General features: G+C 71.7%; 19 protein-coding genes. 13 read left to right on the top strand and 6 right to left on the bottom strand.

Annotated elements, in window-relative coordinates; all coding sequences use genetic code 11:
- The first annotated feature begins 40 nt into the window (after positions 1–40).
- Positions 41–1,138: a DNA glycosylase AlkZ-like family protein gene (locus BLT76_RS14965; RefSeq protein ID WP_090857660.1), complete on the top strand. Its 1,098-nt coding sequence runs from the start codon at positions 41–43 to the stop codon at positions 1,136–1,138.
- A gap of 77 nt (positions 1,139–1,215) precedes the next feature.
- On the opposite strand, the gene BLT76_RS14960 is transcribed toward BLT76_RS14965, so the two are convergent.
- Together BLT76_RS14960 and BLT76_RS14955 are read right to left on the bottom strand one after the other, a co-directional pair.
- The gene (locus BLT76_RS14960; RefSeq protein WP_090857657.1) at positions 1,216–2,442 is read right to left on the bottom strand and encodes an acetyl-CoA C-acetyltransferase; all 1,227 of its coding nucleotides are present in this window, start codon (positions 2,440–2,442) and stop codon (positions 1,216–1,218) included.
- A 117-nt stretch (positions 2,443–2,559) separates the two neighbouring features.
- Complete coding sequence (locus BLT76_RS14955) at positions 2,560–3,156, bottom strand: TetR/AcrR family transcriptional regulator (RefSeq protein WP_090857653.1); 597 nt, start codon at positions 3,154–3,156, stop codon at positions 2,560–2,562.
- 136 nt (positions 3,157–3,292) lie between these two features.
- On the opposite strand from BLT76_RS14955, the gene BLT76_RS14950 reads away from it, so the two are divergent.
- Together BLT76_RS14950 and BLT76_RS14945 are read left to right on the top strand one after the other, a co-directional pair.
- Positions 3,293–3,484 (top strand): hypothetical protein, encoded by a 192-nt coding sequence (locus BLT76_RS14950; RefSeq protein WP_090857649.1) that lies wholly within the window; start codon positions 3,293–3,295, stop codon positions 3,482–3,484.
- Positions 3,485–3,518: 34 nt separating this feature from the next.
- Positions 3,519–4,394: an acyl-CoA thioesterase gene (locus BLT76_RS14945; RefSeq protein WP_090857644.1), complete on the top strand. Its 876-nt coding sequence runs from the start codon at positions 3,519–3,521 to the stop codon at positions 4,392–4,394.
- On the opposite strand, the gene BLT76_RS14940 is transcribed toward BLT76_RS14945, so the two are convergent.
- Positions 4,378–4,752 carry a globin gene (locus tag BLT76_RS14940; RefSeq protein WP_090857641.1) on the bottom strand — a complete coding sequence of 125 codons (375 nt, stop codon included), beginning with the start codon at positions 4,750–4,752 and terminating at the stop codon, positions 4,378–4,380. The two genes, BLT76_RS14945 and BLT76_RS14940, sit on opposite strands and share 17 nt — an antisense overlap.
- 66 nt (positions 4,753–4,818) lie before the next feature.
- Between BLT76_RS14940 and BLT76_RS14935 the strand changes: the two genes are divergently transcribed.
- Complete coding sequence (locus BLT76_RS14935; RefSeq protein WP_090857638.1) at positions 4,819–5,244, top strand: OsmC family peroxiredoxin; 426 nt, start codon at positions 4,819–4,821, stop codon at positions 5,242–5,244.
- A gap of 84 nt (positions 5,245–5,328) precedes the next feature.
- On the opposite strand, the gene BLT76_RS14930 is transcribed toward BLT76_RS14935, so the two are convergent.
- Positions 5,329–6,348 carry a mechanosensitive ion channel family protein gene (locus tag BLT76_RS14930; protein WP_090857635.1) on the bottom strand — a complete coding sequence of 340 codons (1,020 nt, stop codon included), beginning with the start codon at positions 6,346–6,348 and terminating at the stop codon, positions 5,329–5,331.
- Positions 6,349–6,426: 78 nt separating this feature from the next.
- On the opposite strand from BLT76_RS14930, the gene BLT76_RS14925 reads away from it, so the two are divergent.
- Both BLT76_RS14925 and BLT76_RS14920 read left to right on the top strand, forming a co-directional pair.
- A complete protein-coding gene (locus BLT76_RS14925; RefSeq protein ID WP_090857632.1) occupies positions 6,427–6,795 on the top strand; it encodes a hypothetical protein in 369 nt (122 codons plus the stop codon).
- Entirely contained in the window at positions 6,782–7,171 is a 390-nt protein-coding gene (locus tag BLT76_RS14920) for a DUF5130 family protein (RefSeq protein WP_090857629.1), read from the top strand. The genes BLT76_RS14925 and BLT76_RS14920 overlap by 14 nt, the downstream gene beginning before the upstream one ends.
- Before the next feature lie 219 nt (positions 7,172–7,390).
- Here BLT76_RS14920 and pepN read toward each other — a convergent pair whose 3' ends face one another.
- Positions 7,391–9,946, bottom strand: coding sequence for an aminopeptidase N (pepN, locus tag BLT76_RS14915; protein ID WP_090857626.1), 2,556 nt, complete (start codon positions 9,944–9,946; stop codon positions 7,391–7,393).
- A 286-nt stretch (positions 9,947–10,232) separates the two neighbouring features.
- On the opposite strand from pepN, the gene BLT76_RS14910 reads away from it, so the two are divergent.
- Genes BLT76_RS14910 through BLT76_RS14900 form a run of 3 tightly spaced genes read left to right on the top strand, consistent with a single transcriptional unit; the run spans position 10,233 to position 13,597 of the window.
- On the top strand, positions 10,233–11,855 hold the full coding sequence (locus tag BLT76_RS14910; RefSeq protein WP_139175546.1) for a CHAP domain-containing protein: 1,623 nt from the start codon (positions 10,233–10,235) through the stop codon (positions 11,853–11,855).
- 52 nt (positions 11,856–11,907) lie between these two features.
- Complete coding sequence (locus BLT76_RS14905; protein ID WP_090857620.1) at positions 11,908–12,513, top strand: mycothiol-dependent nitroreductase Rv2466c family protein; 606 nt, start codon at positions 11,908–11,910, stop codon at positions 12,511–12,513.
- A 28-nt stretch (positions 12,514–12,541) separates the two neighbouring features.
- Positions 12,542–13,597 carry an N-acetylmuramoyl-L-alanine amidase gene (locus BLT76_RS14900; RefSeq protein ID WP_090857617.1) on the top strand — a complete coding sequence of 352 codons (1,056 nt, stop codon included), beginning with the start codon at positions 12,542–12,544 and terminating at the stop codon, positions 13,595–13,597.
- A 4-nt stretch (positions 13,598–13,601) separates the two neighbouring features.
- Here the strand turns inward: BLT76_RS14900 and BLT76_RS14895 are convergent, their stop codons facing one another.
- Entirely contained in the window at positions 13,602–14,276 is a 675-nt protein-coding gene (locus BLT76_RS14895; protein ID WP_090857614.1) for a GOLPH3/VPS74 family protein, read from the bottom strand.
- 24 nt (positions 14,277–14,300) lie between these two features.
- Here BLT76_RS14895 and metG point away from each other — a divergent pair, with 24 nt between their 5' ends.
- The 4 genes from metG to BLT76_RS14875 are packed head-to-tail and all read left to right on the top strand — an operon-like array spanning position 14,301 to position 18,028.
- Entirely contained in the window at positions 14,301–16,085 is a 1,785-nt protein-coding gene (metG, locus tag BLT76_RS14890; RefSeq protein ID WP_090857611.1) for a methionine--tRNA ligase, read from the top strand.
- Positions 16,082–16,570, top strand: a complete 489-nt coding sequence (locus BLT76_RS14885) for a GNAT family N-acetyltransferase (protein WP_090857608.1) — start codon at positions 16,082–16,084, stop codon at positions 16,568–16,570. Before metG ends, BLT76_RS14885 begins: the two co-directional genes overlap by 4 nt.
- Positions 16,567–17,235 (top strand): glutamine amidotransferase-related protein, encoded by a 669-nt coding sequence (locus BLT76_RS14880; RefSeq protein ID WP_244509418.1) that lies wholly within the window; start codon positions 16,567–16,569, stop codon positions 17,233–17,235. Before BLT76_RS14885 ends, BLT76_RS14880 begins: the two co-directional genes overlap by 4 nt.
- Entirely contained in the window at positions 17,222–18,028 is an 807-nt protein-coding gene (locus tag BLT76_RS14875; protein WP_090857606.1) for a class I SAM-dependent methyltransferase, read from the top strand. Before BLT76_RS14880 ends, BLT76_RS14875 begins: the two co-directional genes overlap by 14 nt.
- Positions 18,029–18,152: the final 124 nt, after the last annotated feature.

Below are 18,152 nucleotides of genomic sequence, written 5' to 3'. Positions count from 1 at the left end.
TCTATGTCGGCCTGTCGCCGGCACCTGGTAGACCGGGCCCATGGCAGAGAGGCGGATCGATCGCACGAGCGTGCTGCGCCACCGTGCCCGGCAGCAGGACCTCACTCGTTCGGGCGAGGCCGGCGACTCGCGGGTGCTCGACCTCGGGGTCCAGGACACCGGTCCCGACGGGTTCCGCTGGGCCCTGGAGCTCCGGGGCGTCCGCCCGCCGCCCGACGACGTGTTCCTCGCCTGGACCCTGCGCGGGGCGCCGCACGCCTACCGGCGCTCGGAGGCGGCCGCGGTCGCGGCGGCGACCGCGCCCCTCGACGAGGCGGATGCGGCGAAGCGGGTCTTCGACGCCTCGCGGCCCCTGAGGAAGGCCGGCATCCCGGTCCTCGACGCGCTCGACCGGGTGGCGGAGACGATGAGCGAGGTCGCCGGTCGCCGGCGGGTGGTGAAGGGGGAGATGTCGAGCGCCCTGACCGACCGGCTGCCGGATCCCTACCTGCGTTGGTGCGAGCCATGCCGGGCCACCCACACCTACGAGCAGCCGTTCCGTCTCGCCGCGCTCCAGGCCGGTCTGGAGCTGGAGGCCGACACCTCGCCGCCGGTGCTGCGGCGGATCCCCGGCTGGCGCGGACCCGCGAAGCGAGTGCCGCCCCACCTCGACCCGATCCGCGGCGTCCTGCGCCTGCTCGGCCCGGCGAGCCCTCAACTGGTGGCCGGCTACCTCGACGCGCCGGTGCGGGTGGTCAAGCAGCACTGGCCGGACGACGTCGTCCCCGTCGAGGTGGACGGCGAGACGCTCGACGTCCTGGCCGAGGACCTCGACGCGATGGCCGATCCAGGGGAACCTTCGGGCGTGCGCCTGCTCGGCCCCTTCGACCTGTTCCTGCAGGGCCGGGACCGCGAGCTCGTGGTCCCCGACGCCGACGCCCGCCGGGACCTCTGGCGCACGCTCGGACGGCCCGGGGGAGTGCTCGCGGGCTCCGAGGTCGTCGGCAGCTGGCGGCCCCGGTCGAAGGGTCGCCGGCTGCAGCTCGCCGTCACCGTCTGGGACGGCGGGCCGCTGCCCGCAGGGCTGGACGAGCAGGCAGAACGCCTGGCCACCTTCCGGGGCCAGGCGTTCGCGGGGTACGTCACCGACGGCGGATGAGATCAGGCCGCCGGCCACGGTCTCGACACGCGCGCCGCTCGCTCGACCATCGGCAGCAAGGCCGCTGAGCGTCCCTGCTAGATCCGCTCCAGGATCATCGCCATGCCCTGGCCGCCACCGACGCACATGGTGATCAGGCCGGTGGACTTGTCGTGCCAGTCGAGGCTGTTGAGCATGGTGTTCTGCAGCCGGGCTCCGGTCATGCCGAAGGGGTGCCCGACGGCGATCGCGCCGCCGTTGACGTTGAGGCGGTCGATGTCGATGCCGAGGTCCTGGTACGACGGCACGACCTGCGCCGCGAAGGCCTCGTTGATCTCGACCAGGTCGATGTCGCCGATGCTCATCCCGGCGTGCTTCAGCGCGTTGCGGGTCGCCTCGACGGGGCCGAGGCCCATGATCTCGGGGGAGAGGCCGGAGACGCCGGTCGAGACGATCCGGGCCAGCGGGGTGAGCCCCAGCTCGGCGGCCTTCGTGTCCGACATGATGACGACGGCGGCCGCGCCGTCGTTGAGCGGGCAACAGTTGGCGGCGGTGACCACGCCGTCGGGGCGGAAGACCGGCTTGAGCTGGCTGGCCGCCTCGATCGTGACCCCGGCGCGGGGGCCGTCGTCCTTCGACACGACCGTGCCGTCGGGGGTGGTGACCGGGGTGATCTCGCGCTCCCAGAAGCCGTCGTTGATGGCCTTCTCGGCGAGGTTCTGCGAGCGGACGCCGAACTCGTCGAGCTCCTGGCGCGACAGGCCACGGATCTTGGCGACGTTCTCGGCGGTCTGACCCATGGCGATGTAGGCGTCCGGCAGGATGCCGTCCTCGCGCGGGTCGTGCCACTCCGGCGTCGTCGTACCGTCGCCGGCCGCGGTGGCCTTGGTGCGCTGCTCCGCGTCGGCGAACAGCGGGTTCTTGGTGTCGGGCCAGTGGTCGGAGGTGCCCTTGGCGAACCGCGACACCATCTCGACGCCGGCCGAGATGAAGACGTCGCCCTCGCCCGCCTTGATCGCGTGGAAGGCCATCCGGCTGGTCTGGACCGACGACGAGCAGTAGCGGGTGATGGTGGCGCCGGGGACGCTGTCGAGGCCCAGCAGCACGTTGACGATCCGGGCCATGTTGTTGCCGGACTCGCCGCCCGGCAGGCCGCAGCCGAGGTAGTGGTCGTCGATCGTGGCCGCGTCGAGGGCGGGGATCTTGTCGAGCGCCGCCTGGATGATCGTCGCCGACAGGTCGTCGGGACGCAGGTCCTTCAGCGACCCCTTGTTCGCGCGGCCGATGGGCGAGCGAGCTGCGGAAACGATGACGGCCTCGGGCATGGGTCACTCCTGGGTAGACGGCGCTGTCGGGGTGGTGCGCTCGCCACCCTAGACGCCGTCGTGGAGTCGCGGCAGTGAGGCGTACGTCACGAAATCAGAACGTGTTCCACCTCGGCGTCAGTCCTCCAGGGCGAGCGACCCCAGGGTCTGGGCCACGGCGCCGCCGAGGAAGGCGGGTCGCTCGGTCGGCGCCTTGAGCAGCGCGGCGAGCAGGATGCCGTCCATCGAGGCGACCAGCCACTCGGCCGCCTCGGGTCCGTGGCTCTTGCCCCGCGCGCAGAGGATGCCGTCGACCACCTCGATGAGGGCCGTGCGCGCCGCGCCGAGGACCTCGGCGAGATCGCGGTCGCGGGCGGCCTCGATCGCCAGCTCCTGGCGGGCGAGCAGCATCTCCGGGTGGTCGAGCCAGCTCAGGAAGAGCCGTCCGGTCGCCTCGACATGGGGCTCGATGTCGTCGTCGTCGGGCAGGTGGTCGAGCTCGGCGGCCAGTGCTGCGACGTCGGCGCCCAGTCCGGCCGCGACGTACTCGGTGAGAGCGGTCAGCAGCGCCTTCCGCGTGCGGAGGTACGCCGAGCAGGACCCCTCGGGCAGCCCGGCCTGCCGGTCGACCGCGCGGTGCGTGAGTCCGCGCAGGCCCTGCTCCGCGAGCACCTGCAGGGCGGCGTCGAGCAGGACCCGCCGACGCGGGCTGAGCTCGGGGGCGGGCGAGGTCACAGCTGGTTCTCCGAGGTGAGTTGGGGGCGTGAGGACGTGTGGGCCGCGACACTACCGCTCCGACTTGCGCGGGAGCGCGGACCGGCGTACTTTCTACAGATGTAGAGATTCTACAGAGGTAGAAAGGACAACCACCATGTACGACATCGCCACCCCCGCCGTGATCACCTTCCTCGTCGGCTTCGCCGTCCTCCTCGTCGCGGGCGTCGTCGCCCTCGCCGCCGGGACCGCCCAGCTGGTCACCACCCTGCGCAGCGAGCGTCAGGTCCGGATCGCGCGCCACGAGACCATCGGCGCCCACTACTTCGGCCTCGCCGGCAGCCACTGATCCCGGCCGGCGCCCGCTCTGGCAGCATCGGGGCGTGCGCCACACGTACGAGTGCCCGCTGCGGTGGGCCGACCTCGACCTCCTCGGGCACGTCAACAACGTCGTGTACGTCGACTACCTCCAAGAGGCGCGGGTCGACATGCTCCGCACCCACCGTCCGGCCCGGCCGGCGGGTGAGCTGGTCGACGGCCTGGTCGTCGTCCGGCACGAGGTGCAGTACCTCCGGCCCCTGACGTTCCGGTTCCGGCCGGTCACCATCGAGTGCTGGGTGACCGAGGTCCGGGCCGCGAGCTTCACGATGGCCTACGAGATCTACGACGCCGACCCCGACGAGCCGTCGGGCCGTCGGGTCTACCTCCGCGCGACCACCGTGCTCACGCCGTACGTGTTCGCCGAGGAGCGCCCGCGCCGGCTGACGTCCGACGAGCGGGCCACTCTGGCCGAGCTCCTGGAGCCGACCGAGCCGGTCGACCGTCCCGAGCGCACCCCCGTCCGCACCAGCGACACCGGCCACTACCCGGTCGCCGTGCGCTTCTCGGACGTCGACGTCTACGGCCACGTCAACAACGTCAAGTACTTCGAGTACCTCCAGGAGGCCCGGATCGCGCTGATGGCGCGGCTTTGGGGCGACGACTGGAGCACCGCCGGGCGGGCCCACGTCGTGGTCGCCCGGATCGACGTCGACTACCGGGTCCCCATCCTCTTCCGGGCCGAGCCGTACGACGCCTGGACCTGGATCGCCCGCGTCGGCACCACCTCCGTCGTCATGGAGTCCGAGATCCGCGACGGCGACGTCGTGCTCGCCCGGGCCCGCGTGGTGCTGGTCTTCTTCGACAAGGCGACCCAGCGCGCGACCGCGCCGGAGGCCGCGCTCCGCGACCCCCTGGTGGAGTTCAGTCGAACGTGTTGACCATGAACTGGGCGGCGTGCGTCACGTAGTCCCAGAACTGCGCGTCCTGCTCGGGCGTCAGGTCCGCGGCGTCCAGCCCGGCCCGGAAGTGCGTCAGCCAGTGGTCCTTCGACTCCGGGTTGACCGCGAACGGCGCGTGCCGCATCCGCAGCCGCGGGTGACCGCGCTGCTCGGAGTACGTCGACGGCCCGCCCCAGTACTGCACCAGGAAGTCGCGAAAGCGCCCCTCGGCCGGGCCGAGGTCCTCCTCGGGGTACATCGGGCGCAGCACCTCGTCGGTCGCGACGCCCTCGTAGAAGGTCTTCACGATCAGCGCGATCGTGTCGTACCCGCCGATCTCGTCGTAGAAGGTGCTCACGAGCCCATTGTCGCGCCCGTGCAAGACTCGCCCCGACCCGCCCCACCACCGAGGAGTTGACCGCAGATGCCCACCACTCGCCAAGCGACCACGAACTGGGAAGGCACCCTCTTCGAGGGCTCCGGCAAGGTCACCCTGGAGTCGTCCGGGATCGGCACGTACGACGTGTCGTGGCCCTCGCGCGCCGAGGCGGCCAACGGCAAGACCAGCCCCGAGGAGCTGATCGCCGCCGCCCACTCGTCCTGCTTCTCGATGGCCTTCTCCAACGGCCTCGCGAAGAACGACACCCCGGCCACCACGCTCAAGACGACCGCCGAGGTCGAGCTGACCCCCGGCACGGGGATCACCGGCATCAAGCTGACGGTCGTCGGCGTCGTCGAGGGCATCGACGAGGAGAAGTTCAAGGAGCTGGCCCAGGCCGCCAAGGAGGGTTGCCCGGTGAGCCAGGCGCTCGCCGGCACCACGATCACGCTGGACGCCTCGCTCGCCTGAGCCCCACCCGCAGAAACTGAGGGCCGAGTCAGCACTACTAGTGCTGACTCGGCCCTCAGTTTCTGCGGACTCGGCGATCTCGGGTCAGGTGGGGGAGTCGGACTCCTCGGCGGCCTTCTTCTCGTCGCGGTGCCAGATGACCCGCTGGGCGAAGGGGATCTCGATGCCCTCGTGGTCGAAGCGGGCCTTGATCCGCTGACGCATCGCCCGGGCGATGCCCCACTGCTCGTTGGGCAGGGTCTTGATCAGCACCCGCAGGTTGACCGAGTCGGCGGCCAGCATCTCGACCCCGGTCACCTCCGGCTCCTCGATGACCAGACCGCGGAAGTCCTCGTCGTCCCAGAGGTCGTGCGCGATCTCGGAGAGCACCCGCTGGACGCGGACCAGGTCCTCGCCGTAGCCGACGGAGACGTCGATGACGGCGCGGGACCAGTTCTGGCTCATGTTGCCGACGCGCATGATCTCGCCGTTGGGGACGTACCAGACCGTGCCGTTGAGGTCGCGCAGCCGGGTCACCCGCAGGCTGACCGCCTCGATGGTGCCGGTGGCCTCGCCGACGTCGACCACGTCGCCCACGCCGTACTGGTCCTCGACGATCATGAAGATGCCGGACAGGAAGTCCTTGACCAGCGACTGGGCGCCGAAGCCGAGCGCGAGGCCGATGATGCCGGCGCTGGCGATGATCGGGGCGATGTTCACGCCGAGCTCGCTCAGCACCATGGTGCCGAACATCGCCACCAGGATGCCGGTGATGATGCTCTTGAGCAGGTCGCCCATGGTCTTGGCGCGCTGCACCCGGCGCGTCGAGGTGTTCACGTCACGGGCCAGCGAGCCCTCGGTGGTCGCCTGGCGTTGGCGGTTGAAGCGGCCGCCCATCCGGTTCGGGAGCACCCCTTCCTCGGCCCGCGCGACCAGCCGGTCGACGAGCTTGTGGAGGACCCAACGGATGACCAGTCCCAGCAGGACCAGCCCGGCGATGGCGAGCGGTGCGCCGATCAGCACGTCGGCCACCTGGGCGGCGGTGTCGTTGCCGGTCCAGTCGAGGGCCGTGTTGCAGACCTGCTCGCCGTCCGCGCAGGGGTCGGTGGTCGCGAGCACAAACATGGGCCCCAGTATTCACACGACGCAAGCGGAGGCCGAACCGTCGGCGCGCCCGTCGGAGGCGACCGATATCCTCGTCTCGTGAGCATCCAGCCCGGCATCTCCCGCACCGCCACCCTCGTCCGTCGTACGACGGTCCTCCTCGCCGGTTCGGTCGCCCTCGTGGCCGTGGCCGGCCCCGCGAGCGCCGACGTGGCCGAAGGCTGGTCGACGCCCGACGACGTCGACGCCTGGCACGCGCTGTTGGTGCTCGGCGGGATCCCGCTGGCCCTCGGCCTGCTGATCACGGCCCTGGTCTACGTGCCGGCCCTGGTCCGCGGCGAGCGGGTCGCCCCCAACGCCCCGGCGGTCGAGAACCAGTGGATCGGCGGCCCGCGCCGCACCACGGCCGAGCTGGCCGGACCCGACGGCGACGAGTCCCAGGCGGGTGGAGCCAGTGCCCGCTGGTGATCCCTTCACCAAGTCGGAGCGGTTCGCGCTCGACGACGCGATCCGCCAGGCCGAGCAGCTGTGCCGGCTGGAGTTCTCCGTGTTCGTCGGCAACTCCGAGGGTGACCCACGGGCGTTCGCGACGAGCCTCCACAACTCGCTGGTCGTCCCGGCCCGCAGCGTCCTGGTCATGGTCGACCCGACGCGCCGGGTCCTGGAGGTCGTGACCGGCGGCTACGCCCGCCGTACCCTCTCGGACGCCGAGGTCGAGCTGGCCGTCGTGGCCATGCAGTCCGAGTTCGCCACGGGCGGCCTGGTCTCGGGTCTGCTGCGCGGCATCCACCTGCTGGCCGAGCACGCCCGGGCGCCCGAGACGCTGCACGCCGGCCCGGAGTAACGGTCTCTCCACGTCTTCTCCACGCCGGATCCACATCGGCCGGAGCGGGTCCAGACTGTCCTCGACCTGAAGTGGGGGCTGCCGGTCCGTAGGAGAGCACGTGTCGCCCGAGATCCACCTCACCCCGCGTCGAGCCGGACGGCTCCGCCGCCTGCTGTGGAGAGCCCGCCGGGTCGGCGCACAGGTGCGCCGACTCGGCGAGCTCGTCCACCGGCGGGGTCAGGCCTGAGCGTCGAGCTCCTGGGCGGCCAGGGCGCGGGCGACGTCGGCCCGGCCCTCCTGGACGTAGCGCTTCGCCCCCGCGGGAGCGGGGGAGGAGGCCAGCCAGGCGTCGACCCGGTCGAGCAGCTCCTGGCTCGCGAGCGGCTTCGGGAAGATGAACTCCAGGGCCTTCGCCGCCCGGTGCGTGCCGAGCGTGTCCCACGCGGTCTCGGCCGCGTCGAGGTACTTCTCGACGTACGGCGCCAGCACCGCGTCCTGCCGCGGCCGCTGGAAGGACAGCACCACCGACAGGGCGGTCTCGTTCGGGGTCGAGGCGTCCTCGACGGCGATCCGCCAGGCCTCGGCCTTGGCCTCGGCGGTCGGGATCGCGGCCCGGGCACCGGCCGCGTGCTCCTGACCGGAGATGGTGCTGTCGGCGACCAGCTCGTCGTCGATCCGCGAGCCGGCCCGGTCGTTCGCGGCCAGGCCGGTGATCAGCAGCCAGCGCAGGTCCTGGTCGACGGCCAGGCCCTCGACCACCAGCGACCCGTCGAGCAGCGCCTCGAGGTCGGCGAGGGCCTGCTCGCTGTGGGCGGTGGCGGCGTAGCTGCGCACGAACGTGAGCTGCTGGTCGCTGCCGGGCTCCGCGGCCAGCGCGAGCTCGCGCAGCCCCGACTCCCAGCGGCCGGCCAGCGCGGCCCGCGTCGCGGGAGCGGAGTACGACGAGACGGTCTGCGCCGCGAACGTCGGGATCCGGCTGACGCCCCACGCGTCGGTCTCCTGGCCGATGTTGGCCAGCACCAGCTCGACGAAGTCGGTGGCCCGCATCTCGGCGTCGCGGGTCATGTCCCACGTGGCGCCCCAGACCAGCGCGCGCGCCAGCGAGTCGTCGAGCTTCGACAGGCCGTCGATGGCGGTGGCGAGCGATCGCTCGTCGAGGCGGATCTTGGCGTAGGTGAGGTCGCCCTCGTTGAGCAGCAGCAGGTCCGGCTGCCGTACGCCGACGAGCGCCGGCACGTCGGTCGACCCGCCCTCGACGTCGATCTCCAGCGCGTCGCGGCGGACCAGGCGGCCGTCGGTCCAGTCGTAGAGGCCCAGGCCGAGGCGGTGCCGGCGCAGGGTCGGCCAGTCCGGGTGGGCGCTCTGGAGCACACGGAAGCCGGCGTACGTGCCGTCCTCGGCGAGCTCGAACTCCGGCGTCAGGGTGTTCACGCCGGCGGTCTGCAGCCACTCGGTGGCCCAGCTGCCGAGCTCGCGACCGGACGACCTCTCCAGGGCGGCCAGCAGGTCGGTGTACTCGGCGTTGCCGAACGCGTGGTCCTGGAAGTACTGCCGCAGGCCGGCGATGAACGGCTCGATGCCGACCCAGGCGACCAGCTGCTTGAGCACCGACGCGCCCTTGGCGTAGGTGATCATGTCGAAGTTGACCTCGACGGCGTGCAGGTCGTGGTTGTCGGCCGCGATCGGGTGCGTCGACGGGAGCTGGTCCTGGCGGTAGCCGGTCTGCTTGCGCGCGTTGGCGAAGCCGGTCCAGGACTCGGTGAACTCGGTCGCCTCGACGGCCGCCCAGTAGCAGGCCCACTCGGCGAACGACTCGTTCAGCCAGAGGTCGTCCCACCACTTCATGGTCACCAGGTCGCCGAACCACATGTGGGCCATCTCGTGCAGGATCATCGAGGCCCGGAACTCGTAGAACGAGCGCGGCTGGCGCGAGCGGGGGAGGTACTCGTCGCGGACGGTCACGCAGCCGGCGTTCTCCATCGCGCCCATGTTGTACTCCGGCACGTAGAGCTGGTCGTACTTCCCGAAGGGGTAGGGGAAGTCGAACTGCTCCTCGAAGAAGGCGAAGCCCTGCTGGGTGATCTCCACCAGCGCGTCGCGGTCGAGGTGCTCGACGAGCGACTGGCGGCAGTAGTGGCCGAGCGGGATGTCGCCGTGCTTGCCGTGGTAGACGTCCTGTACCTCGTGGTACTCGCCGGCGACGATCGCCGTGATGTACGTCGACATCGGCTGGGTCGGCTCGAAGTCCCAGCGCGCGACGCCGTCGGAGACCGGCGTGGGCTCGGGCGTGGGGGAGTTGGAGACGACCTTCCAGTGGGCCGGGGCGGTCACGTGGAAGCTGAACGGCGCCTTCAGATCGGGCTGCTCGAAGGTCGTGTAGACCCGGCGGGCGTCCGGCACCTCGAACTGCGAGTAGAGGTAGACCCGCTGGTCGACGGGGTCGACGAAGTGGTGGAGGCCCTCTCCCGTGTGGGAGTAGGTGCAGTCCGCGCGGACGACGAGCTCGTTGTCGGCCTGCAGGCCCGTCAGCGTGATGCGGCTGTCGGCGTACGCCGTCGCGGGGTCGATGCTCTCGCCGTTGAGCGTGATCTCGTGGACCGTCGCATCGACCAGGTCCGCGAACGTCTCCGCTCCGGGCTCGGTCGCGGTGAACCGGATCGTGGTGGTCGAGCCGAAGGTCTTGATCTGCTCGGCGACGGCCGTCGTGAGGTCCAGGTCGATGGAGTACGACGTGACGTCCAGGAGGGCGGCGCGGGTGGCGGCCTCGTCCCGGGTGAGATTGGTTCCAGGCATGCGCTGCATCCTGCCACCGGCCAGGGCGGCCGACCCAACGGCCTCCGTCCGGCCGTGGTGTCCGACATGTGGACAGTGTGCGCACATCACTTCCGCGACGGCTTGGTCAGGGCCGGAGGCGGTCTCGACCGGCGTTTAGCGGCTGGGTATCCGCACCGGTCCGTGCGGGGCACTCAGGTCGGTCGCCGGAGAGCCGATGACGCGCTGCGCATGAGCCGGCGTGAACTACATTATTGTCATTCACTTCCGGCGTGTCGCGCTTGACTTTTTTCACTATGGTTCTCCCGTGCATCAGCAGTCACAGGAGCCACGGAGGACCCGCCTCGCCGCCGTGGTCGGTCTCCTCGCGCTTCTCGGGGGCTTCCTGTCGCTGCCCGCGCCGCCGGCCGTCGCGGACTCGACGTACCTCTGCACCGGCTACGCCGGCTGCGCCAACGCGGGCTACTCGCACGACGGCTACCGCGCGAACCGCAACACGATGTACTGGCGGATGTACGCCGGCCACAACTGCACCAACTACGCCGCCTACCGGATCGTGCGCAGCGGCCTGCCGAACACCCGGCCCTGGAGCGGGAACGGCAACGCGAGCAACTGGGGCGTGGCGATGAAGTCGATCACCGATGCCACCCCGACCGTCGGCGCGATCGCCTGGTGGAAGGCCAACGTGCCGGGCGCCGGCTCCAGCGGCCACGTCGCGTACGTCGAGCAGGTCGTGTCCAGCACCGAGATCGTGATCTCCGAGGACAGCTGGGGCGGCGACTTCCACTGGCGCCGGATCACCAAGTCCGGTCGCGGCTGGCCGAGCGGGTTCATCCACTTCAACGACCGCGTGCTGGCGCCGACCGCGCCGCCGACGGTCGTCGGGACCCCGAAGATCGGGGTCACCCTCACCGCGCGCCAGGGCACCTGGAAGCCGGCCGGCTCCTACGCCTACCAGTGGTCCGCGGGCGGGGCCCCGATCGCCGGCGCCACGAAGGCCACCTACACGCCCACCGCCGCCGTCCTGCGCAAGGCGCTGAGCGTCACCGTCACCGCGACGAAGAAGGGCTACCAGCCGGGCAAGGCGGTCGCGAGCACCGCAGCCGTTGCCCCCGGCACCATGGCCAACACCGTGCGGCCGGTCATCACCGGCACCCCGCAGCTCGACGAGGTCCTCTCGGTCTCGCTGGGCACCTGGCAACCGGCGCCGGTCACCAAGAGCGTGCAGTGGTACGCCGACGGTGTGGCGATCCCCGGTGCGACCGCGTGGACCCTGCCCCTGACCCAGGACCTGGTCGACAAGCGCGTCGTGGCCCGCGTCGCCGCACGGGCGACCGCCTACAACGCGGGGGCGGTCATGTCCCTGCCGACCGAGCCGGTGCTCGCGGGGACGATCCGCGAGGTCACGCCGTACACGCTGACGGGGACGCCGGCGTACGGCGGCGCGCTGCAGGTCGTGCCCGGCACCGTGGAGCCGGCGGACGCGACGGTCGTCCACACCTGGCTGCGCGACGGCGTACCCGTCCCCGGGGTCACCGGTCCGGTGTACCCGCTGCGGGCCGAGGACGTGGGCAGGAGGATCTCCGTCCGCCTCGACATGACCCGCCGCAGCTTCCGGAGCCTGAGCCGCACGATCCCGCTCGCGTCCATGGTCACGACGAAGCCGACGATGCGGGTGGTGGCCGAAGGCCGGGTCCGCAAGGCCGTCGTCAAGGTCCGGATGCGGGCCCCGGGGGTGACGCCCTTCTCCGGTCGGGTCACGCTCCGGATCGGCTCCCGCGCCCAGGTGGTGCGGTTCGTGAACGGCGCCGCCCGCGTGGTCGTCCCCGACCTCCGGCCGGGCGTGAAGTGGGTGCGGGTCGCCTACGAGGGCACCACGGTCGTGAAGGCGACCAAGGCCAAGGTCAAGGTGCGGGTCCGCAAGCGCTGATCGTCTCGGACCTGAGGGAATCGGGTCTCCGGTCCGGTTGTTGACTGGGGTCATGACGACCACCAACGCCGACTTCTGGTTCGACCCGCTCTGCCCGTTCGCCTGGATCACCTCGCGGTGGATCCTGGAGGTCGAGAAGGTCCGTGACATCTCCGTCACCTGGCACCTGATGAGCCTGGCCTACCTCAACCAGGACAAGGACATCTCCGACGAGTACCGCGAGCTGCTCAAGGACGCCTGGCAGCCGGTGCGGGTCGTGATGGCCGCCGAGCAGCAGCACGGCAAGGAGGCGCTCGCGCCGCTCTACACCGCGCTCGGCACCCGCCGGCACAACGAGGGCGGGACCTACGACCGTGCGACCATCGAGGCGGCCCTGACCGACGCGGGCCTGCCGACGTCGCTGGCCGATGCCATGGACGACCCGTCGTACGACGAGGCGATCAAGAAGTCGCACCACCTCGGGATGGACCAGGTCGGCGACGAGGTCGGCACCCCGACCATCGCCATCGAGGGCGTCGCCTTCTTCGGGCCCGTGCTGTCCTCGATCCCGAAGGGCGAGGAGGCCGGGAAGATCTGGGACGGCGCGGTCGCGCTGGCGTCGTACCCCTACTTCTTCGAGCTGAAGCGCTCGCGCAACGCGGACCTCGACTTCAGCTGAGGCGCCGCGTGCCGCAGGATGGGGCGGCATGCGGCTCTCGGGAATCGCCCTGTCCTTGCTCACGTTGCTCGCGCTGCTGAGCGCGCCACCTGCCGTCGCGCACGGCCCGGCCCCGGATGCGTCCGCGGTCGGGCCGGTGCGCGCCGAGCCCTTCTCCATGGTCGGCGTCACCTGGCGCGGCGGCGGTACGCCGGCCGCGGAGGTCCGCACCCGCGACGCCGACGGCTGGAGCCGCTGGCAGTCGCTCGAGCCGCTGACCGACGGTCCGTCCGAGTCCGCCGCGGAGGCGACCGGCGTCCGGGGCAGCGAGCTGCTCTGGGTGGGGCCGTCGAGCGCCGCCCAGCTGCGCACCACCGGCGCGGTCCCCGCCGGGCTCGACCTGGTGCTGATCGACCCTGGGACCCGGGCTCGCGACGCCGCACCCGCGCCGAGGCGTGCGGCCCGCACGACGGCGCGCGCGGCCGCCCGGCCGACCCGGGCACCCCGCCCGCGCATCTACTCGCGCCGCGACTGGGGCGCCGACGAGAGCCTGCGCAACGGCACCGTGCGCTACACCGACCGGCTGCGCCAGGTGCACGTCCACCACACGGCGACCGGCAACGGCTACTCGCGCTCCGACGTACCCGCGCTGATCCGGGGCATGTACGAGTACCACACGCAGCGGCTGGGCTGGTTCGACCTCGGCTACAACTTCCTGGTCGACCGCTTCGGCCGGGTCTGGGAGGGCCGCTCGGGCGGTCCGTCCCGACTGGTCCAGGGCGCCCACACCCTCGGCTTCAACGAGCACTCCGTCGGCATCGCGGTGATCGGCAGCCACGACGGCAACCGTGCCTCGGACCGCTCGATCCTGATGGTCGCGCGGGTCGCCGCCTGGAAGCTGGACAAGGCCCGCCGCAAGGCCACCGGCACCGTCGCCGTGCGCTCGACGGGGAGCGACAAGTACGCCGCCGGACGCCGGGTCCGGCTGCCGGTGATCGACGGCCACCGCGACACCAACGACACCGCGTGCCCCGGTGAGCGGATCTACCGCCGGCTCGGGGAGGTCCGGCGCCTGGCTCAGCGCCGGATGAACCGGTTCGACTGATCCGTCAGCTGCTGGTCGTCACCGCGACCGTGGACGCCGTGACCGCGGCCGTCACGGCGGTCGACGCCGCGAGGATCGCGTCCCGGACCGCCTTCGCCGCCCACGCGCCCTCGGCGATCGCCCTGGCCCGCTGGCGGACCTCCTTGGCGGGCAGTCCCTGGTGGTCGACGACCTTGTGGGCGCGATCGATGGCGGACAGCAGCGCCAGCAGCGCGCCGGTCCGCTCGTCGGGCTCGTCGCCGCGCACCAGCACGCCGGTGAGCCGGGCCCGCAGCTCGGCCTCGTGCCGGGAGTCGACCGCGGGCCAGCGGGTGCGGGGGAACAGCCCGAGCACCCTGCTCTCCTGCCGCTCGAGGATCCCGCGCTCCGCCAGCCGCTCGGCCAGGGTGTCGCGCACCCCCTTGCCGATCCGGGTCACGAGGTCCTGCGCGGAGCGCGGCTTCTCGGCGACCACGTCGTACGCCGCCCGCAACACGGCGTCCTCGGGCGGGTGGCCGGCCGGGTGCACCTTGGCCGAGCGCCACACGCTCGTCCTCTCCTCGACCTCGACGGCACCGGTCGTGGCGAGCTCGATCAGCAGGGCGCCGCCCAGCACCGGCTGGGGATAGCTCGTGCCGCCCAGCGTGCCCTTCTCGTCGTCGAGCAGCAGCAGGAACAGGTCCTCCGCGATGAGGGTCATGCGAACGACTCTAGGATCACCGACATGAGCAAAGTCCTGTCCGCCGTCGCCTGGCCGTACGCAAACGGCCCGCGCCACATCGGCCACGTGGCCGGTTTCGGTGTGCCCTCCGACGTCTTCAGCCGCTACATGCGGATGGCGGGCCACGACGTGCTCATGGTCTCCGGCTCCGACGAGCACGGCACCCCGATCCTGATCGCCGCCGACGAGGCCGGCCTGACGCCGCAGGAGCTGGCCGACCGCAACCACCGGATCATCGCCGAGGACCTGGCCTCGCTCGGCTGCACCTACGACCTCTACACCCGCACGACGACCCGCAACCACCACGCCGTGGTGCAGGAGCTGTTCCTGGGCGTCTACGAGAACGGCTACTTCGTCGAGCAGACGACGTACGGCGCCATCTCGCCGTCCACGGGCCGCACCCTCCCGGACCGCTACATCGAGGGCACCTGCCCGATCTGCGGGTACGACGGCGCGCGCGGCGACCAGTGCGACAACTGCGGCAACCAGCTCGACCCGGCCGACCTGAAGAACCCGCGCTCGAAGATCAACGGCGAGACCCCGGAGTTCATCGAGACCCAGCACTTCTTCCTCGACCTGCCGGCGCTGGCCGACGCCCTGAAGGAGTGGCTCGACGAGCGCGAGGCGACCGGCCTGTGGCGACCCAACGTCATCCGCTTCAGCCAGAACATCCTCAAGGAGATCCGTCCGCGCGCCATGACGCGCGACATCGACTGGGGCATCGCCGTACCCCTGGACGGGTGGCGCGAGCAGCCGACCAAGAAGCTCTACGTCTGGTTCGACGCGGTCGTCGGCTACCTGTCGGCGTCGATCGAGTGGGCCCGTCGTACGGGTGACGACGACGCCTGGCGCCAATGGTGGAACGACCCGGAGGCGCTGTCCTACTACTTCATGGGCAAGGACAACATCACCTTCCACAGCCAGATCTGGCCGGCCGAGCTGCTGGCCTACTCGGGCAAGGGCTCCCTCGGCGGCAAGCCCCGCGAGTACGGCGAGCTCAACCTGCCGACCGAGGTGGTGTCGTCGGAGTTCCTGACGATGGAGGGCAGGAAGTTCTCGTCCTCGAAGAAGGTCGTCATCTATGTGCGCGACCTGCTCTCGCGCTACCAGGCCGACGCCTTCCGCTACTTCGTCGCCTCCGCCGGTCCGGAGAGCCAGGACTCCGACTTCACCTGGTCGGAGTTCGTGCGCCGCACCAACGACGAGCTGGTCGCGGGCTGGGGCAACCTGGTCAACCGGACCGCCAACCTGATCGCCAAGAACTTCGGCGAGATCCCGCCCCTCGGTGATCTGACCCCGGAGGACGAGGCGGTCCTCGCGACCGCCGAGGCCGCGTTCGGCGTCGTCGGCGACCTGATCGGCCGGCACCGCCAGAAGCAGGCGATCGGAGAGGCGATGCGCGCGGTCGGCGAGGTCAACAAGTACGTCTCCGACACCGAGCCCTGGAAGATCAAGGACGACCCGACGCGGCTCGGCACGGTCCTGCACGTCGTCGCCCAGTGCGTCGCCGACCTCAACATCGTGCTGGCGCCGTTCCTGCCGTTCGCGGCCAACCAGGTCGACCTGGCCTTCGGTGGCCGCGGCGAGATCGCCCCGATGCCGCGCATCGACGAGGTCGACGACCTCGACGGCGGGGCGCCGTACCCGATCATCACGGGGGACTACGCCTCCGCCGTGACCTGGCAGCGGCACCCGATCGCCGTCGGCACCCCGGTCGCCAAGCCGACGCCGATCTTCACCAAGCTCGACCCGTCGATCGTCGACGAGGAGCTGGCCCGGCTCGCATGAGCGTGCTGCTCCGCCCCGCGACCGCCACCGACGCCGTCGCCGGGGCGGAGCTGCAGCGCGCCTGCTGGCGCGAGGCGTACGGGCCGATCGTGGACCCGGCACTGCTCGACGCGCAGCTCGCCGACGGGCCGACGTGGGAGCGGCGCTGGCAGCACCCGTCCCCGGCCGGGATCACCCGTCTGGTGGCGACGTACGGCGACGCGCTCGTCGGCTTCGCCACGTCTGGCGCCGGCCGCCGCGACGGTGACGCCGAGCACGAGCTCTACGGGCTGTACGTCCTCGCCGCGCAACACGGGACCGGCCTCGGGCAGGCGCTCCTCGACGCGTCGGTCCCGGCCGACACGGCCTGCTCGCTGTGGGTCCTGGAGGACAACGCCCGGGCGCGGGCGTTCTACGCGCGCAACGGGTTCGTGCCCGACGGGACCCGCAAGAGGTTCGAGCCGCTGGACGCCTGGGAGCTGCGGCTGCGGAGGCCACGACTGTGAAGATCGCGCTGCTCGGCGAGCACCGGGGCCACCGCAGCCATCGCGAGCTGGACGCCCTGCGGCCGATGCTGCCGGTCCGGACCGAGTGGGTGGCGACCGACTCCGGGTTCGATGCGTCGTCGTACGACGGGGTCTGGCTGGTGCCGGGCTCGCCGTACGCCGACGACGCGGCCGCGCTGCGCGCGATCACCGCGGTGCGCGAGCTCGGGGTCCCGTTCCTCGGGACCTGCGGTGGGATGCAGTATGCGGTCGTGTCCTTCGTGCGTGACGTCCTGGGCGGGCCCGCGACCCACGCCGAGTCGGACGGGCCCGACGACGACAACGTGGTCGCCGCCCTGGCCTGCTCGCTGCAGGGGGAGACGCGCGTCGTCACCGCCGTGCCCGGCACCCGCTTCGCCGCGTGGGCGCCGGAGCCCTTCGCCGGCATGCACTTCTGCGGGTACGCGCCCACGCCGGAGGTCGTCGATCGCCTGGTCGCGGCCGGCGTCGTGGTGGGGGCGACCGCCCCGGACGCGGGCGCCGAGGTGCTGGAGTTCCCCGACCACCCGTTCTTCGTGACCTCGATGTTCCAGCCGCACGTCGGTGCGCTCGCCGGGGCGCCGGTCCATCCGCTGGTGGCGGCGTTCGTCGGGTCGGTGCAGGATCGGCGGCGTGCGCGAGGGTGAGCCGAGCCGGACGGCGTGGGGTGCTGCGGTGCAGCGCGCGCTGCACCAGGACGAGCCGCCGCTGATCTTCCGCGACCCGCTCGCCTGGCGGATCCTCGGCGACGACGTCGACACCACGCTGTGGGAGGGCTCGCGACTGCGGGTCTTCATCGCGGTCCGGCACCGGTTCGCGGAGGACTCCCTCGCGGACGCCGTACGACGGGGTGTGCGGCAGGTCGTCGTCCTCGGCGCGGGCCTCGACACCTTCGCCTACCGGAACCCGCACGACCACGTCCGCGTCTGGGAGGTCGACCACCCCGACACCCAGGCCTGGAAGCGGTCGCGGGTCGCGGCCGCCGGGCTGGACGCGCCGCCGTCACTCGCCTACGTCCCGGTCGACTTCGAGCGGGCGTCGTTCCTCGACGGTCTGGTGGCCGCCGGCTTCTCCGCCTCGGCACCCGCGTTCTTCGTCTGGCTCGGCGTCGTGCCCTACCTGACCCGTGACGCCGTCGCCGCCACGCTGCGAGCCATCGCGTCCGTGCCCGACGGCGAAGTGGTCCTCGACTACACCAACCCCCTGGCCTCCGTCCCCGCCCGCGAACGCGCGGAGCAAGACCTGCTCCGCGCCCGGGTCGCCGACCTGGGGGAGCCGCTCCTCGAGGGATGGTCCACCCCCGACCTGCACGACCTCCTCCGCTCCCTCGGCTTCACCTCGATCGAGGACCTCGGTCGCCCGGAGATCCGCTCCCGCTACCTCGGCAAACCGCCCGGCCCTCCCGCCGGCGGCGGCCACGTCCTCTGCGCCCGAGTTTGACGCGTCCGTCGAGACCCCTGCAGCCAACAAGCGACCTTCGGTAGGTGGGTCCTGCCGCCGGTCCCTGTCGCCGGTGGTCGAGCAGTGAAGGACGAAGTCCTGAACGCCCGTCGAGACCCCCGCA

It is taken from the genome of Nocardioides lianchengensis (genome assembly GCF_900101465.1).
Taxonomy (GTDB): Bacteria; Actinomycetota; Actinomycetes; order Propionibacteriales; family Nocardioidaceae; genus Nocardioides; species Nocardioides lianchengensis.
The sequence above is the reverse complement of the archived record's forward strand: the minus strand, read 5'-3'. Positions and strand labels throughout refer to the sequence as shown.

Excerpts from the sequence above, each read along its gene's own strand:
- BLT76_RS14935 (WP_090857638.1), top strand. The coding sequence starts at position 4,819 with ATGCCCACCACTCGCCAAGCGACCACGAACTGGGAAGGCACCCTCTTC.
- BLT76_RS14965 (WP_090857660.1), top strand. The coding sequence starts at position 41 with ATGGCAGAGAGGCGGATCGATCGCACGAGCGTGCTGCGCCACCGTGCC.
- BLT76_RS14895 (WP_090857614.1), bottom strand. The coding sequence starts at position 14,276 with ATGACCCTCATCGCGGAGGACCTGTTCCTGCTGCTGCTCGACGACGAG.
- BLT76_RS14885 (WP_090857608.1), top strand. The coding sequence starts at position 16,082 with ATGAGCGTGCTGCTCCGCCCCGCGACCGCCACCGACGCCGTCGCCGGG.
- pepN (WP_090857626.1), bottom strand. The coding sequence starts at position 9,946 with ATGCCTGGAACCAATCTCACCCGGGACGAGGCCGCCACCCGCGCCGCC.
- BLT76_RS14960 (WP_090857657.1), bottom strand. The coding sequence starts at position 2,442 with ATGCCCGAGGCCGTCATCGTTTCCGCAGCTCGCTCGCCCATCGGCCGC.
- BLT76_RS14905 (WP_090857620.1), top strand. The coding sequence starts at position 11,908 with ATGACGACCACCAACGCCGACTTCTGGTTCGACCCGCTCTGCCCGTTC.
- BLT76_RS14900 (WP_090857617.1), top strand. The coding sequence starts at position 12,542 with ATGCGGCTCTCGGGAATCGCCCTGTCCTTGCTCACGTTGCTCGCGCTG.
- BLT76_RS14930 (WP_090857635.1), bottom strand. The coding sequence starts at position 6,348 with ATGTTTGTGCTCGCGACCACCGACCCCTGCGCGGACGGCGAGCAGGTC.
- BLT76_RS14950 (WP_090857649.1), top strand. The coding sequence starts at position 3,293 with ATGTACGACATCGCCACCCCCGCCGTGATCACCTTCCTCGTCGGCTTC.
- metG (WP_090857611.1), top strand. The coding sequence starts at position 14,301 with ATGAGCAAAGTCCTGTCCGCCGTCGCCTGGCCGTACGCAAACGGCCCG.